Below are 13395 nucleotides of genomic sequence, written 5' to 3'. Positions count from 1 at the left end.
ATTTAAGGTTGTACATACGGGTGATATGATTGATAGAAATGCAAAAAATAAGCGAACTTGCAGAGCAGATAGCAGACATTATAGAAGAATACAGCCATGCACGTGTCATTTCCCATAACGATGCTGACGGAATATCATCTGCTGCTATCATCTGCCAGGCGCTCCTCAGAAAGAACATACCATACCATCTTACAATTGTAAGCCGGCTCGAAGACAGTGTTGCCGAGATGATCAATGAGACAACTAACGAAGGAGATATCGTTATCTTCTGTGACATGGGCAGCGGTCAACCAGATATCATTGGAAAAGTACTGCACGATACAATTGTCATCGACCACCATAAACCGGTCGGAGATTCACCTGCCAAGGCCATGATAAATCCGCATATGTTCGGCATCGATGGTGCTGTCCACCTATGCGGAGCTACGACTACATATCTAGTAGCAAAGGGGCTTGATCATGAAAATGTAGACCTTGCCGGCATTGCAATTGCAGGCGCAGTTGGGGATAAGCAGCTTTTTGAAACGGCGAACAAGATAATACTGGACGAGGCTGTGGAAGCCGGAGTCATTTCCATCAAGAAGGGATTGAAAGTAGGCAGTGGGGACATTGCTGATATACTGGAAAACACACCCGAGCCTTATCTTGACATTACAGGAAATCGTGAAAAGATAGACAGTTTCCTTGACATGCTCGAGATACATGGCGACATCGATTCAATGGACAATGATAAACTGCAAAAGCTGATATCGATCATTGTATTGAAGCTTACAAAAAGAGCAAGTCCTGAAGCTATCGATGCTGCTGTGGGTGATGTTTATGTTCTGAACAATGAAGTTGTGAAGAACGTCTATGACCTTGTTGCCATAATGAACACTTGTGGAAAACAGAAGGTTCCAGGACTTGCACTTTCCCTTTGCATGAGAGATGATTCCACCCTTGAAGAAGCAAAGGAGATGACCACCCAGAGCCAGAAAGCAATTGTCAACGATATAAATAAAGCTGAGGGACTGTTGCAAAAGGGGAAGAGTATCTACTACCTGATAGGTGATGACCTCGAGTCCACAGGGATGATAGCAAGCACTGTCATACGATACATCCATCCCGATATGCCTTTTGTTGCCATTAACAAGGTGGAAGGTAAAGTGAAGATATCGTCAAGAGGGACAAGAGAACTTGTCAGCAAAGGACTTGACCTTGCATATGCCATGCGAACAGCGGCTGATGCGGTTGGCGGGCAAGGTGGCGGACACAATATCGCATCCGGAGCTTCTGTAGAGCCGGAAAAGATAGAGGAGTTCATTGCCCTTGTAGATGACATCGTTGCTGAACAGCTTTCCTGATGTGAGAACATGATAATATCCACTACCCTTGAGTTTATCAGTACTGATGCACCCAGCATCGCTGAAAAGGTCGCCCTTTCATTGAAACCGGACAATCTCTCGAACATGGAAACTGAGATTGGAGATGGAAAAGCTGTTATTACGATCAGGACCGAGAAGATATCATCCCTGATAGCAACTGTTGATGATCTGTTGATGAACGCAAAGATAGCTGAAGATGTGATATGTGAGATAGAGGACAAAGAATGAAAAACGAATGGACAACATTAGAAGATGTGGAGAAGGACATCCTTGATTGTACAGCATGTCCTCTTTCTGAAACGGTCATTAACAAGGTCGTACGCAAGGGTTCGGATGAGCCGAAAGTGCTTTTCATAGGTGAAGCTCCGGGGAAGAACGAAGACGATACAGGCGTACCTTTCTGTGGTCGTGCAGGGAAGATACTGGACGAGCTTATTGAATATATGGGACTTGAAAGCTCTGAGTGGGCTGTCATCAATACTATCAAGTGCAGGCCACCAAATAACCGCAATCCCAATAAAAAGGAGCTGGATTGCTGTAAACCTTTCCTGACCAGACAGATTCAACTGCTTGACCCGAACCTTATAGTCCTGCTTGGGAACACTGCAGAGAAAGCATTTTGCAGTGGCCATAAGATGGAATGGGGAGCTGTTGAGATGCTTGAAGGCAAGAACGTGCTCAAGATATTCCACCCGGCTGCATTGATATATACAAAGTCGAGAACGGAAGACCAGCATAGATTCCTTGATGAGAATCGCCATCTCTGGAAAAATGAATGATCATATTCATTCTGGTACCCACCTGCTTTTGTTGGAAAAATTATTAAATCTAAAGCCTATTTCATAACTGTTCGTTTTAGCGAACAATCCAATTAATTAGACCACTATTTGCTAATTATCAGAGATACTATGATAGTGGCCCATCTTATCACGGTCAGTTTCAAGAGGAAAAATGCATGGAACTTAAATTCAATCTTAAAGGAGCATTCAAAACCAGTGCCGACCCGACCGGTGCAAAAGAAGTTATTGCCCAGTATTTTGATGAGGCAAACAATACCATCCTTAAAAAAGGAGCACCTGAAGGGCAGGGAGCGAAGATCACACAGTGGGATATTGTGGACGGAAGTATCGAGCTCACCATTGAATCTGGAAGGTATGTCAGGGCACACGATGCCATCATACGCCTGAGAAAGCCACTTGCTGCCAAACTTGGAAAGGATTTCCGTATCGGCATTCGCGGTGTCGATGTCAAGGAGTTTACGATATCAATGCCTGCGGAAGGGGAAATTGGGAATATGAACATCCCTCACGTAAGCAATATATCAAAAGTAGAGGGCGGTCTTATTCTTGAGCTGGATGTTGGAGAATCCGAGCTTGAGAGACGTATTCCTGACAGGATACTGACCCTTATGGAAGAGAAGGTCAGGGCAAAGGATTATGGCGGCAAGGCGGAACACTGGCAGATCCTCTGGGAAAGTGACAAGAAGGAACACACGTTCGCCGGAGACCCTACCCAGGAAATGATGAAACATGGATGGATCAAGCGGGGTGCAAGCCGTGGTCAATGGATACACGGCCCGCAGTCCACAAAGATGTTCAGGACATTTGAGAAGATAGTCTATGACGAGCTTCTTGAACCTCTCGGATACAGGGAAATGATCTTCCCGAAACTTGTCCCATGGGAGGTCTGGCAGAAATCCGGACATGCAAAGGGGGTTTACCCTGAGATATACTATGTGTGCCCTCCAAAGACAAGGGACCCTGCGTACTGGGAAGAGGTATCCGACCATTACAAGGTCACACATGAAGTGCCTACCGAGCTCATCAAATCAAAGATCGGAGATCCTATCGGCGGACTGTGTTATGCACAGTGCCCACCGTTCTGGATGTATCTGCAGGGAGAGACCATACCTACCGATGAGTTCCCAATAAAGGTCTTTGACAAGTCCGGAACATCACACCGCTACGAGAGTGGCGGAATTCACGGCATGGAACGTGTGGACGAGTTCCACCGTGTCGAGATAGTATGGCTCGGTACCAAGGAACAGGTCATTGAGACAGCCAAGAAGTTACATGAGAGATACATGCACATATTCAATGAGATACTTGACCTCGAGTGGAGAAAGGCCTGGGTAACCCCATGGTTCATGGCACAGGAAGGGCTTACAGGTCTTTCTGAGCAGGGTGAGGCAGGCACAACCGACTATGAGGCACCACTGCCATACAGAGGAGATGATGGAGAATGGCTGGAGTTCCAGAACGTCAGTATCAATGGCAATAAGTATCCATCAGGTTTCAATGTGAAATCCCAGACCGGTGAAGAACTGTGGTCTGGTTGTTCAGGTGTAGGACTTGAACGCTGGGCATCCGCGTTCTTTGCACAGAAGGGACTAGACCCCGAAAACTGGCCAGAGGAGTTCAGAAAAAGGGTAGGAGAGGTACCAAAGGGAATTCGCTTCCTGTGATATCCCTTTCATGTACCGATTTATTTATATATAGACGCCTACAGTATAGGCACGCTATTAATTAACCTATCAAACGGGAATTTTACCGGTCAGAATCACGAACATCACATCTTCGTTCGATCAGGGAATTGGTCGAACACATAAATAATAATCACAGAGGAGGAATTACTTGGCTAAAAAGAGAGTACAAAGGAAATTGGATAAGTGGAAATTAAAACAGTGGTATAACATCGTAGCACCAAAGTTCATTGGTAGCAACCACATCGGTTTAACTCCAACTGACGATCCAGAAAGCCTTATTGGTCGTATTGTAGAAACCACCGTTGGCGAACTTACCAACGATTTCTCAAAACACAACATAAAACTTAAGATGGAGATCGACAACGTCACAGGCGATGTTGCAAACACAAGGTTCATCGGTCACGAGATCACAACCGACTACCTCCGTTCCATTGTAAAACGCCAGACATCCAGGATCGACACTAACCTTAATGTCAAGACAAAGGATGGCTACAAGATCAGGGTTAAACCTATATGCTTCACTGTAAAGAGAGCAAGGACAAGCCAGATCAAGGCACTCAGGGACATCATGACCGAAACAACAGCAAAGCGCGCATCTGAACTCGATTTCGAGCAGTTTGTCGAAGAGGCTATTGTCGGTAAACTTTCCGCAAACATCTACAGGAAAGCAAAGTCCATTTATCCACTCAGAAGAGTAGAGATCAGGAAGACCGAAGTTCAGGTAGTTCCTCCACATCGCATGGCAGCCGCATCTATTACACCTGTTGAACCAGTTGTAACTGAAGCACCTGTTGAAGAAGTTGTAGCTGAAGCACCTGTTGAAGCAGTCGAAGCAGTTGCACCTGAAAAACCTACTGAAGAGTGATCTTTAAAATGAATTTGGTGGCCTTTCGGTCACCGCTTTAACCTTTTTTGACTTCTTATAACTTATTTCAATTCGGACACATCAGATCAATAGAATGATGATCCAGAAAATGCATCCGAAAACTGCTGTAGCGTAAGCTTTTTTCAGGAAAGAGAATAACATTTGACGCTCTTCTAGCTTTTCCATAATAACATTCTGGAATTTCACAATTGAAATGATAGCTGAGAATATTAAGACCTTTATCCCAATTGTAAACGTCGTTGATCCTGCAACCGTTTCCAAACCTAAGAGCTGCTGCTCAAAATGTGACCCGAAAATAGAAACAAAAGGAAGGAACCAGCCAATAATACCAAAAATGAATGCAGCAACCCTAAGCTTTACACCATAATACCTTTTCCACCTGTTCCAATCCATACTACCACTCAAAATTAAAAACCAAGAGACCGGAAAGGCCGGCCTCATTCATACACTTTGAACTTCACTTGTGGGTGAAATAAGCGACAACGCCATCATCCACAGAATCGATACGACAGAAGCCAAATCTTTCGAACTGGACAACATTGTCAAGTTCATCCACGATCTGCTTTTCACCTATACCGATAAATTCACCTTGTGGCGCAAGTACTTTCACAGGAATACCATCATCAGGTACCCAGTGGATTATACGCATCTTGTTGCTCTTTGCATCTTCCATTGAATCGCCGATACATTTACATTTCAAAGGTGACACAGAAGTGATCTCTATATTATACAGATCTTTCATACGCAACATATCGCCCACTTCAGCAGACTCGACATCGCTCTTGCATACCAGCAACTTTGAACCGATATCAATGCAGCGCACTCCCCTATCCTCAGAAGGATGAAGGGATGGATTCACAGTGCAACATACCGCATCCTCGACCTCAAGCTCCACAGGGTCCCACACAAAGAAGTACCTGTTAGCAATAGTGTCGATGATCTTCCTGTTCTCCGCATAGAGGGTATCCATGCTGAGACTGACATCAGTCTCGCCAACGCCCATATCGATCATGAACTTACGAATAGCTTCAGGCTTGATACCCCTTCTTCTAAGAGCACGAAGCGTAGGCAACCTTGGATCATCCCAACCGGAGTATTCGCCATCCTCGATGGACTGGCGCAAACCACTTGTGCTGAACTTACCGAACTCATGCATTTTCACACGACCCCAGTGAGTTGTCTTTGGATATTCCCAGCCCAGATAATTATAGATATAGCCCTGACGTTTTTCACTGTCCATCAGGTCCTTACCACGGATAATATGGGTCATACCAAGCACATGGTCCTCAATTGCACCCTCGAAATCAAGTAATGGCCATACGACATATTTATCGTCAACTTCAGGACGAGGATGAGCTGTCTTCACTATCCTGAAAGCACCAAAATCACGCATAGCAGGATCCTTATGTTCGATATCGGTCTTTATCCTCACAACCGCAGCCTTCTCCTCATATTCGCCTGCAAGCATCTTGTCCCAGTGCTCAAGATTTACTTCCGGTGCATGGTCCCTATGAGGACATGGCTTCTTAGCATCCTTGAACTTCTTGAAATCGCCACCATCACAGAAACACACGTAAGCGTGACCCATCTCGAGGAGCTGTCTCGCATATTCATAATAGACCTCCATATTGTCAGAAGCGATGACCACCTCATCCGGTTTTGCATCAAGCCATTCGCAATCCTCGAGGTACCAGTCATATGCTTCAAGCATAGGACGCTTGGTCTGAGGATCTGTGTCATCAAATCTAATGATGAACTTGCCACCATACCTCTTGACATATTCCGAATTCACAACGATACCACGGGTACTACCAAGAGTTGGTGGTCCATTCGGATTCGGTGCAAAACGCATTACAACACTCTCACCCTCCTTGACATCCAGAGGCTTAAGCCCTTTATCAGGCTCCTTTTTCGTGTTCAGTTCCTCAATAAGTTCAGGCGCTATCACCTCAAGTCTTGCCTGCCATTCTTCAGGCCCCTCTTTCATGACCTCATCAAGGACATGCTGAATAACAGGACCAACCTCTTTTGAAAGAGGACGAAGATGAGGACATGAACCCATGACCTTCCCCATAACAGCCCCAAGTTGAGGTGCTTTTCCATATTTAACAGCGTTTTGAAGCGCAAATTTCTCAATAGTAATCTTATCTTCATCACTTAAGGTCATCTAAATACCCTCATAGGATCAAATGAATTGTAGAACATAATAAATTATAATTAAAAACAAAGATAGATCAGAACTTAAACCCGATCTGCCTTATCTGTGTTAGCTTCTCCAGTATATTACCTATATTATCCTCGAACTTCCCAATGAAATCTTCTGCAAGATCTCCGGCAGTAGCACCATGAGATGATGGCTTTATGAGATGTTCCTGTTCAAGGACACGCAAAGAATATCTTACCTTATGCGTAGGCATCCCTGTCTCTTCAGCAAGTTTCAATATACCTATAGGCCCCTTCTCAATGACCTTTTTAAGAACAAGCAAATGTCGTTCAGTAAGCTCAAGTTCTCTGTTGATCTGGTCAAATAGCATTATATTACCTCATTCGCCAAAGTGCCTATACCTTCGATCTCCACCTCAACAACGTCCCCGCGCAGTAATTCCCCCACACCCGGAGGAGTACCGGTAGAAATAACGTCACCTACCTCTAATGTCATTATATCTGATATAAACTCTATCAGATGCGGCATGTCAAATATGAGGTTCGAAGTACTGGAATCCTGTCGTACTTCGCCATTCACCCTGCATTTAATAGAAACATCACTGGGATCGAAGTCCTCTTCCGGAACAATGAACGGACCCAGAGGAGCAAAAGTATCAAAGCTCTTTGCACGTGTCCACTGCCCATCTTTCTGCTGCAGGTCCCGAGCAGTCACATCATTAAAGCATGTATACCCCGCAATGACATCACCTGTATCCTCGTGATCGATGTTCCTGCACCTCTTCCCAATAACGACTGCAAGCTCCGCTTCATAGTCCACACGCTGGCTCATTGCAGGATAAACTATTTTATCACCAGACCCTATGACCGAAGAAGGTGGCTTCATGAATATGACAGGCTCGGTAGGAACATCCATGCCAAGTTCGATAGCATGGTCAATATAGTTCAGACCAATGCAGACTATCTTAGAAGGTTTAGCAGGTGGAAGCAAAGCAAGCTCGGACATCTCAAAAGTTCCGCCATCGTGAGATAGGGAAGTCACAAGATTCCCATCACTGCTCAGTTCACCGTAGAAAATATACTCATCGTGTTTAAATCGACCCATCATAATTGCACATTCTCTGTTCTAATTGTACTAAAGAACAGAATTGTAGTATAAAATATTTATCAGCCAATGCCTTACAAAAATATTATGATCCGCCTGGTTCCCATAGATCATCATAACAAATTTATAATCAATATATACATATATTCCATCAGATGAGTGAAAAGGGGAACGAATTCGGGTTACTCTATGGCGGAAGGAACTATGATATTTTTGCCACATTGCTGGGATTCGGACATTCATACTACGAAAAAGCAGCAGGTGAACTACCTCTTGAAAAAGGAATGAAGGTACTCGACCTTGGGTGTGGTACAGCATCCCTTGACATAGAGATAGAGAAAAAGGCAGAGCACACCTGTAAAGTGTATGGAATTGACCTTTCCGACACACAACTGAAATATGCTCATTCAAAAACAAAGGGAATGGAAGAGGAGATATCGTTCTACAAAGGAACGATGGATGAACTCCCTTTCAAGAATGATGCTTTCGACATAGTGGTAACAAGCGTAGCATTCTGCGAAACCGATGAGGAAGTCAGAAGAGGATCCATAAAAGAAACCTCAAGGGTGCTAAGAAATGGAGGATATTTTGTCCTTATCGACTGTGCCCGACCGAGAATGGCACTCACCAGTGTAATGTTGCTGCCATTCTTCATGCTCAAAACAAATGAAGATAACTGGAACAATACATATGTTGAAATATGTAAAAATAACGGCCTTGTGCTTGATAAGGAAGCCGATCTGAAATCCTACATACGCTGCCAGCTATTCAAAAAAGAATAAGGGATTTAAGCCGCAGGTCCTTCCCGCGACATTTCAATGTCACCCTCAGAGGAGGGTTCGATATCTTTCTTGTATACGATCGTCCTATAAGGGAACGGAATTTCAATACCTTCAGCATCAAACCTCTTTTTGATGGATTCCCGAAGATCACAACCCGTAGAATATGCAATAGACCTATCTCGAACCCATACATAAAGTCTGAGATTTACTGCAAAATCTCCCAGTTCGGTTAAAAGAACAGATATCTCATCTCCTCTTTTTGCATGATAGTTATGTGGCAGGATAGATTCATAAGACATTACATTTTTGTGTTTACTTGCCTCATCGATCATGATACTTCTTGCAAGGTCAATATTGGAATCATAGCTAATACCGATGTCAACAGTCCAGTTGACCGTTGGATCATCGATGGACCAGTTGATTATCGCTTCATCACTGATTATGTGATTAGGAATATTCAAACGCCTGTTATCCCAGGTCTTTATCTTAGTATAACCAAGGGTTATGTCAGTGACCTTCCCATATTCACCATGAATTGTCAACAGATCACCTACGCGGAAAGGTCTGAACGTCGCAAGAGCAACACCCGCAATGATATTCGAGAGAGTGTTCTGAGCAGCCATACCAACGACAATTCCCGCAAATCCAGCACCCGCAAAAAGGGCTATGGACAGGTCACGAAGACTTTCAATATTAAAAATGATCACAAGGAAACCGGAGAAATACACCATCGCCACTATTATTCGTCGTACAAGCCCATAGGTCGTTTCATCGATCTTCATTTTTTTACTGGCAAACTGAAAATATGCTTTTAAGAGCCTATCTGCCATTTTCGCTGAAACGAAAGTTAATATGACTATCAAAAAAACGAACAATATAGTAGCAATATCCCAGGATAGCCATGAAGGAATAATGTCCAGAATTTCCATATTAATTATTTATGCAGAACTAATATAGATATTTAGTCATTCAAGAATCAATTACATAATACCATAAAGATAAACGAGACTGAAAAGTACAGTTACACCCAGAATAAGAACACTGATGGTGAATACAATGAACACCCTCTGTAACCTCGCTTCGTCTTCTGTCAGTGGACGAATGTTCTTTACATGTTTTTTCTCAAGCACGTAACCCATCGCAGTACCAAAGCCTATCCCAAGTGCCGGACCAATAGCAATGCCTATCGCGACATTCCCTAGATATATTCCGATAGCAATACCTAAAGGCATCCCAAGCAAAAGACCAAAAGCTATACCCATGCCAAACCAATAACATTTAGGGTACATGCCACCATTTGCTGCGTCGGTCATTCTTTTCTTTACAACATGAACCAAGAAGATACTAAGTACACATAGAACAAAAGCAAGGAATACTGCGGCTAAAACAAGGCTCATATGTTAAGGATTGCAGGAACTTTATTTAAATATTTGCAGTAAGCTGAGTTCAACAATTTCAGCAACATCATCAGAAGTTGCACATTCAATAAAAGGCCACGTATTCAGATATCCACGTAGATCTTACCGCCTTCAACTTTTGTAGCATAAGATATCTGGTCATTACATTTGCCGGAAAATGCCTGCACAAAAAAACCCGCTTTTTTTTGATCTTACCCGATGTCACATCATATTCACATCTGTGACGAGGACATATCACGATGTTATCCTTAAGCTTGCCCCCCACAAGTTTACCACCCATGTGATTACAGATAGCATCGATGGCATAGAACTTGCCACCAAGATTTACCACTAGGATTTTATTGTCACCTGAACTGAAACTGCGCATTTCCCCATCCTGCACATCATCTGAACTGCAAAGCTCTGTATATCCGGTCATTTAAACTACCCCATATAGTATTGGCCACGTTTGCATAAAAATATTAGTATTACATAGGTTCCGATTGAAATAGGACATTCAAATGAAATTAATATAAAACCCAAGAGTTACAACCTAAATTATTTAAGTGTGTATTAATAACTTTTATATGGGAGCTTTTGTAAGGAGGTTGTGGGATTGAAACAAAAAATTAACCGTTCTGAAGAAGAATGGAAAAAATTACTGACGCCTGAACAGTATGCCATCCTCAGGGAAAAGAAGACCGAAATACCATTTACAGGCGAGCTGTTACGCAACGATAAACCCGGCGTATATAGTTGTGCAGCTTGTGGCCAGGAGATCTTCAGTTCAAAGAATAAATTTGACTCCAGCTCAGGTTGGCCAAGTTTCTATTAAGTGATCTCCAGTGATCGTGTGGAACTAACTCTTGACGATAGCTATTTTATGAAAAGGATCGAGATCCAATGTTCTCGCTGTGGAAGCCATCTCGGACATGTTTTCGATGACGGACCTCAACCTACCGGAAAAAGATATTGTATAAATTCGGCATCATTGGGCTTTACAGAGGGCTCAGAGAAGGAAGAGGAAGAAAAGAACGATCAATGAGGGGATTCGAAAATGGAAAGAGCAATATTTGCAGCAGGATGCTTTTGGGGCGTTGAAGCTGCATTCAGCAAAGTCGAAGGCGTGATCTCAACAAAAGTAGGATACACCGGTGGCACATTGAAAGACCCGACTTATAAGGATGTTTCCACGGGATTGACGGGGCATGCTGAATCCATAGAGATCTTCTTTGATGAATCGGTCATCACATACGGGGAACTGCTAGAGGTATTCTGGAATACACATGACCCTACGACAAAGGACAGGCAGGGACCTGACCATGGATCACAGTACAGATCAGCCATATTTTACCATAACGATGCTCAAAGGGAAGCTGCCCTCAAATCCAGGGAGCAGCAGGAACGTTCTGGAAAGTATGATAGTGGCATTAAGACAGAGATAGTAGAAGCATCTGAATTCTACCCTGCAGAAGACTATCATCAGAAGTATTTCCAGAAACTTCAGTTCAAACGATGATACAAAAAATAAGAGGAAAATAAGGAAAAGCAAGACAAATAAGGGAGTTTACCGGTAATTCCGGTATTCCCCCATTCAAAAGAGGCTGCTATAAGATGAAACCCTCATGAGGACCATAAGTGCAATGGACCCGGCCAGTGTAGCAAAGAACAATCCGTTGCCATCGATGTTTAAGCCGCTGGTTCTCCATTCAAAGAGCTTCTCTTCTTCTTCCATCATCGAACCTGTGTAATATGTGTCCATATATGTATTCCTCCTTGTTGGTGTAGTGCAATTTGTCACGATTAATGATTGTACACATCTATAACGATTAATCAGTTATAAGTGTTTCGTCGAATGTTTCCAAAGACCACATCAAACACAAAATAATTGATATGTACGTAAATTTACACTTATTTAGGGATTGGAAAAGCCCGATCTTTTAAAGATCCCTGAGAGGAAAAACAGCAAAACAAAAGAACAAATCCTGAAATTGCGGATTTGAAGAGATATGTTATGAGGAGCGTTAAAAATGAATAATAAGATATTGAACCAAAATTCTTGTTGTGACAGAAGCTCGAAGGATGATATCGGTTGCTGCGAGTCGAGCGGCAGCAATTGTTGTGTGACTGAGAAGAGAGAAAGCTGCGAGAAGAAGACCGTATGCCCAATATGCGATGATCAAGGAGAACATGTGAGATCAATTACCGTAAAGCATCTTGTGAAAAAAGAGAAGATGGAAGATATTATTGATGAAAATTATCTGCTCTGTATGAACGAAGACTGCGAGGTTGCATATTTCACGGAAACAGGAGCGAAATTCAAAACCAGTGATCTGAAAGTACCGATCTGGTTCAAAAAGGGTGCTGATCCGAAGTATGCGTGCTATTGCAATGAGATCACTGAAGAACAGGTCATTGAAACTGTTGTTAACGCCGGCACCGATAACATGAAAGATGTTATGACAGCCATCAAAGGTGAAGTAAGGTCACAATGTAAGGTTAAGAATCCACTCGGAAAATGCTGTACACAAGCCTTTAATGAAGCCATAGGAAAAGGATTGGAGATCAGGAACAGTTGAGAGTGTGATATGGGAAAATCAGATGACAAAAAAGAAAAGTGACATCAAGAAGATATCAAATAGACAGCAATTCCCATCATAAAATTCAAAGTCCAGCATACTGCCACAATATCCATGTGAACCTTCTTTTTGAACCTCCATCTGTTGGCCACAAAAAGAATTATGAAGATTAGAACTATTGCGCCGAGAAGCCGGTGCAGACCAAGTATGATTTCATATTCGGGCAGCCTAAAGCCCAGACTGATAGAATAGAACATATACAATACCGTAGGGACCATAACATATACCGCAAGGGAAGCTGCCCTCCCATGTTCCTTGAGACCCACTTTTTTAAGAGTTATCGCATACAGAAGCATTACAAAAGCTATCACTTGAAGAGTAAGTGACAGATCAGCAAGTACCGAGATTACAGATATCAATAGATTACCCCCAATTATTTATTACATAGTAAGATGGGAGTAGAAATTATTTATCTGTTGCCACAGGTCACTGCTTTCCAGAATTATATCCATCTGGCATGATCAATATATGAAAATAGTCATAAGTAGATTCCTAGTGTATCATGCCAGCTTGTCACTGAGATTTAATCCCAGAACACCGACCATGACGATGAATATGGAAACCATCTTTATGG

At 42.9% G+C, this 13395-nt stretch carries 17 protein-coding genes and 1 pseudogene; 9 read left to right on the top strand and 9 right to left on the bottom strand.

The genetic code is table 11. The features are described from left to right. Nucleotides 1-29 precede the first annotated feature (29 nt). The 5 genes from QAS77_RS05915 (at nt 30) to QAS77_RS05895 (ending at nt 4714) form a co-directional block, all read left to right on the top strand. The gene (locus QAS77_RS05915; protein WP_305064452.1) at nt 30-1343 is read left to right on the top strand and encodes a single-stranded-DNA-specific exonuclease RecJ; all 1314 of its coding nucleotides are present in this window, start codon (nt 30-32) and stop codon (nt 1341-1343) included. 9 nt (nt 1344-1352) lie between these two features. Next, nucleotides 1353-1592, top strand: a complete 240-nt coding sequence (locus tag QAS77_RS05910; protein ID WP_250868448.1) for a KEOPS complex subunit Pcc1 — start codon at nt 1353-1355, stop codon at nt 1590-1592. Next, the gene (locus QAS77_RS05905) at nt 1589-2143 is read left to right on the top strand and encodes a uracil-DNA glycosylase (protein WP_305064451.1); all 555 of its coding nucleotides are present in this window, start codon (nt 1589-1591) and stop codon (nt 2141-2143) included. Before QAS77_RS05910 ends, QAS77_RS05905 begins: the two co-directional genes overlap by 4 nt. 176 nt (nt 2144-2319) lie before the next feature. Then, nucleotides 2320-3828, top strand: a complete 1509-nt coding sequence (locus QAS77_RS05900) for a serine--tRNA ligase (protein WP_305064450.1) — start codon at nt 2320-2322, stop codon at nt 3826-3828. A gap of 169 nt (nt 3829-3997) precedes the next feature. Further along, a complete protein-coding gene (locus QAS77_RS05895) occupies nt 3998-4714 on the top strand; it encodes a 30S ribosomal protein S3ae (protein WP_420846936.1) in 717 nt (238 codons plus the stop codon). An 81-nt stretch (nt 4715-4795) separates the two neighbouring features. Here QAS77_RS05895 and QAS77_RS05890 read toward each other — a convergent pair whose 3' ends face one another. From QAS77_RS05890 to QAS77_RS05875, 4 genes are all read right to left on the bottom strand, one after another. After that, on the bottom strand, nt 4796-5128 hold the full coding sequence (locus QAS77_RS05890; protein WP_250868445.1) for a hypothetical protein: 333 nt from the start codon (nt 5126-5128) through the stop codon (nt 4796-4798). Between the two features lie 64 nt (nt 5129-5192). Continuing rightward, a complete protein-coding gene (locus tag QAS77_RS05885; RefSeq protein WP_250868444.1) occupies nt 5193-6902 on the bottom strand; it encodes a glutamate--tRNA ligase in 1710 nt (569 codons plus the stop codon). A gap of 67 nt (nt 6903-6969) precedes the next feature. After that, entirely contained in the window at nt 6970-7269 is a 300-nt protein-coding gene (locus tag QAS77_RS05880; RefSeq protein WP_250868443.1) for a hypothetical protein, read from the bottom strand. Then, on the bottom strand, nt 7269-8006 hold the full coding sequence (locus tag QAS77_RS05875) for a fumarylacetoacetate hydrolase family protein (protein WP_305064449.1): 738 nt from the start codon (nt 8004-8006) through the stop codon (nt 7269-7271). Before QAS77_RS05875 ends, QAS77_RS05880 begins: the two co-directional genes overlap by 1 nt. 152 nt (nt 8007-8158) lie before the next feature. Between QAS77_RS05875 and QAS77_RS05870 the strand changes: the two genes are divergently transcribed. Continuing rightward, the gene (locus QAS77_RS05870) at nt 8159-8785 is read left to right on the top strand and encodes a class I SAM-dependent methyltransferase (protein ID WP_305064448.1); all 627 of its coding nucleotides are present in this window, start codon (nt 8159-8161) and stop codon (nt 8783-8785) included. Nucleotides 8786-8790: 5 nt separating this feature from the next. Here the strand turns inward: QAS77_RS05870 and QAS77_RS05865 are convergent, their stop codons facing one another. The 3 genes from QAS77_RS05865 to QAS77_RS05855 all read right to left on the bottom strand — a co-directional run bounded on the left by QAS77_RS05865 (nt 8791) and on the right by QAS77_RS05855 (nt 10621). Continuing rightward, nucleotides 8791-9714: a mechanosensitive ion channel family protein gene (locus tag QAS77_RS05865; RefSeq protein WP_250868440.1), complete on the bottom strand. Its 924-nt coding sequence runs from the start codon at nt 9712-9714 to the stop codon at nt 8791-8793. A 51-nt stretch (nt 9715-9765) separates the two neighbouring features. Beyond that, nucleotides 9766-10182, bottom strand: a complete 417-nt coding sequence (locus QAS77_RS05860; protein WP_250868439.1) for a hypothetical protein — start codon at nt 10180-10182, stop codon at nt 9766-9768. 85 nt (nt 10183-10267) lie between these two features. Further along, entirely contained in the window at nt 10268-10621 is a 354-nt protein-coding gene (locus QAS77_RS05855; RefSeq protein ID WP_305064447.1) for a Rieske (2Fe-2S) protein, read from the bottom strand. Between the two features lie 177 nt (nt 10622-10798). Between QAS77_RS05855 and msrB the strand changes: the two are divergent. Together msrB and msrA are read left to right on the top strand one after the other, a co-directional pair. Next, a pseudogene (gene msrB / locus QAS77_RS05850) lies at nt 10799-11227 on the top strand (peptide-methionine (R)-S-oxide reductase MsrB). 12 nt (nt 11228-11239) lie between these two features. Beyond that, nucleotides 11240-11701 carry a peptide-methionine (S)-S-oxide reductase MsrA gene (msrA, locus tag QAS77_RS05845; RefSeq protein ID WP_305064446.1) on the top strand — a complete coding sequence of 154 codons (462 nt, stop codon included), beginning with the start codon at nt 11240-11242 and terminating at the stop codon, nt 11699-11701. Between the two features lie 75 nt (nt 11702-11776). Here msrA and QAS77_RS05840 read toward each other — a convergent pair whose 3' ends face one another. Then, nucleotides 11777-11944, bottom strand: coding sequence for a hypothetical protein (locus tag QAS77_RS05840; protein ID WP_172368414.1), 168 nt, complete (start codon nt 11942-11944; stop codon nt 11777-11779). 268 nt (nt 11945-12212) lie between these two features. On the opposite strand from QAS77_RS05840, the gene QAS77_RS05835 reads away from it, so the two are divergent. Beyond that, a complete protein-coding gene (locus QAS77_RS05835) occupies nt 12213-12761 on the top strand; it encodes a (2Fe-2S)-binding protein (protein ID WP_305064445.1) in 549 nt (182 codons plus the stop codon). A 44-nt stretch (nt 12762-12805) separates the two neighbouring features. Here QAS77_RS05835 and QAS77_RS05830 read toward each other — a convergent pair whose 3' ends face one another. After that, the gene (locus tag QAS77_RS05830; RefSeq protein ID WP_250868434.1) at nt 12806-13180 is read right to left on the bottom strand and encodes a hypothetical protein; all 375 of its coding nucleotides are present in this window, start codon (nt 13178-13180) and stop codon (nt 12806-12808) included. Between the last annotated feature and the right edge of the window lie 215 nt (nt 13181-13395).

This window comes from Methanococcoides sp. (genome assembly GCF_030594565.1).
GTDB classification, from domain to species: Archaea; Halobacteriota; Methanosarcinia; order Methanosarcinales; family Methanosarcinaceae; genus Methanococcoides; species Methanococcoides seepicolus.
This window is presented reverse-complemented; position numbering and strand designations above follow the sequence as displayed.

Coding starts and splice junctions, on each gene's coding strand:
- QAS77_RS05910 (WP_250868448.1), top strand. CDS start 1,353: ATGATAATATCCACTACCCTTGAGTTTATCAGTACTGATGCACCCAGC.
- QAS77_RS05905 (WP_305064451.1), top strand. CDS start 1,589: ATGAAAAACGAATGGACAACATTAGAAGATGTGGAGAAGGACATCCTT.
- QAS77_RS05900 (WP_305064450.1), top strand. CDS start 2,320: ATGGAACTTAAATTCAATCTTAAAGGAGCATTCAAAACCAGTGCCGAC.
- QAS77_RS05890 (WP_250868445.1), bottom strand. CDS start 5,128: ATGGATTGGAACAGGTGGAAAAGGTATTATGGTGTAAAGCTTAGGGTT.
- QAS77_RS05885 (WP_250868444.1), bottom strand. CDS start 6,902: ATGACCTTAAGTGATGAAGATAAGATTACTATTGAGAAATTTGCGCTT.
- QAS77_RS05880 (WP_250868443.1), bottom strand. CDS start 7,269: ATGCTATTTGACCAGATCAACAGAGAACTTGAGCTTACTGAACGACAT.
- QAS77_RS05875 (WP_305064449.1), bottom strand. CDS start 8,006: ATGATGGGTCGATTTAAACACGATGAGTATATTTTCTACGGTGAACTG.
- QAS77_RS05870 (WP_305064448.1), top strand. CDS start 8,159: ATGAGTGAAAAGGGGAACGAATTCGGGTTACTCTATGGCGGAAGGAAC.
- QAS77_RS05865 (WP_250868440.1), bottom strand. CDS start 9,714: ATGGAAATTCTGGACATTATTCCTTCATGGCTATCCTGGGATATTGCT.
- QAS77_RS05860 (WP_250868439.1), bottom strand. CDS start 10,182: ATGAGCCTTGTTTTAGCCGCAGTATTCCTTGCTTTTGTTCTATGTGTA.
- QAS77_RS05855 (WP_305064447.1), bottom strand. CDS start 10,621: ATGACCGGATATACAGAGCTTTGCAGTTCAGATGATGTGCAGGATGGG.
- msrA (WP_305064446.1), top strand. CDS start 11,240: ATGGAAAGAGCAATATTTGCAGCAGGATGCTTTTGGGGCGTTGAAGCT.
- QAS77_RS05840 (WP_172368414.1), bottom strand. CDS start 11,944: ATGGACACATATTACACAGGTTCGATGATGGAAGAAGAAGAGAAGCTC.
- QAS77_RS05835 (WP_305064445.1), top strand. CDS start 12,213: ATGAATAATAAGATATTGAACCAAAATTCTTGTTGTGACAGAAGCTCG.